The organism is uncultured Mucilaginibacter sp., from assembly GCF_903913935.1.
Classification (GTDB): Bacteria; Bacteroidota; Bacteroidia; order Sphingobacteriales; family Sphingobacteriaceae; genus Mucilaginibacter.
Map to the genome: position 1 here is coordinate 1 of NZ_CAIWNH010000377.1, position 1524 is coordinate 1524.

The following is a 1524-nucleotide window of genomic DNA, read 5'->3' on the forward strand; positions in this document are numbered from 1 at the left end:
ACTTGGAAATTATTTATCTGAAAGTCTATATATGATTTTTAGGTCAATAGTTTTTTAATTTTGGGTTAGGGGGGTGAACGGTTGCATTCCAACAATGATAAACTGGCCTCTATACCACCGCCAATATTAAATGCATTACCTGTCACCTTAGCTATTTGCGACAGTGCTGTAAAATAAAGACTGACAATATCCTCGGCATGCAAAACGTCGCGTACTTGCTTACCATCACCTGAAATGGTGAATTTTTGTTGGCTGCCTTGGGCCGCTTCATTTGCTTTTTGGCAGAACCAGCCGACCCAACCTTGATCATAAGTTGCAAATTGCCTGCCACCGTACATGGATGAATGTCGAAACACTATAGTTTTAAGCCCAAATATTCTTGCATAATCAAGCATGTATTGATCTGCAGCGCCTTTTGAACAGCCATAGGGAGAATGAAAATCCAAGGTCACTTTTTCATTGAAGCCATTAGGGTGTTGGTCACACACATAGCGTGTCTCTGTTTCTGTATAGGTAAACTGCTCCAGATCACCATAGACTTTGTTCGTTGAAGAATAAAGTACGGCTGTTTCGGGACTAAAGTCACGTACCGCTTCAAGTAGATTATGGCTACCCATTACGTTGATTTCAAAATCTTTGCGCGGGTCAGCAATTGAGGTGGTCATTGCAACTTGTCCAGCCAAATGAAATATGGCATCAGGCTTGGTTTCTTTAATAATTCGGGTTATATCGTTTTGATTGCGGATATCTGCATGAACAAACCTAAATTCACCCTGACTTTTTAACCACTCTTGATTTTCTGTTGCACCAAAACGGGATAAATTATCAAATATAATGACTTCGTCACCTCTTTTTAATGCTTCTGCAGCTAAATTGCTACCCAGAAAACCGCAACCGCCCGTGATCAGTAATTTCATAATAATTGCCTTTATTCTTTAATGATTAAGTTTATTCCGGTTTCGGTATCATATTGACACTGCCAACCTAAGGATTCTAGTTTATCGGTATTTGCTTTAGAGTACATTGCTTCACCTGTTCTATAGGGTACGGCACCAAAATTTAAACGGGTTGTTGATGCAGTTAGCCTATGGGCAGTTTCGACAAATTGTTTGATGGTAATGGCAATGCCGCTACCAATTTCTATATCTACAAAATTTTCTTCAAATGTATTGTGTTTATCTAATAACAAAACATAGGCTGATACCACATCATCTATAAAAACAAAATCCCGTTGTTGCTCGCCCAGGGTAAGATTCAATTCTGGGGTATTGTTTAAACAGCTATTAATAACATGGGCAGTAAACTTTGTAGGATCGTCATTTGGACCATAAAAGTGCTCAAGTTTTAAGTTTAAAAAATGTATCTTTTTTTGGTCGGCAAAAAACTGTCCCCATTCTGAAAACTGACCTTTGGATAGGGCGTAAGGGTTTAACAATTTATCCAGCACCGTATCGGTATTTATAAATAAATCAACGCCAGCCTCAATTGCAGCATTAAGTAGCTTAAGTGGAAGAACCAGATTTG

Annotated in this window: 1 protein-coding gene and 1 pseudogene; both read right to left on the reverse strand. The window is 38.7% G+C overall.

The genetic code is table 11. From position 1 onward, the window contains the following. Window positions 1–86: 86 nt before the first annotated feature. A pseudogene (locus QZY09_RS15160) lies at window positions 87–917 on the reverse strand (NAD-dependent epimerase/dehydratase family protein); the annotation flags it as partial. An 11-nt stretch (window positions 918–928) separates the two neighbouring features. Further along, window positions 929–1524 (reverse strand): NAD(P)-dependent oxidoreductase (locus tag QZY09_RS15165; protein ID WP_295673721.1); only part of this gene is annotated, 596 nt, incomplete at its 5' end.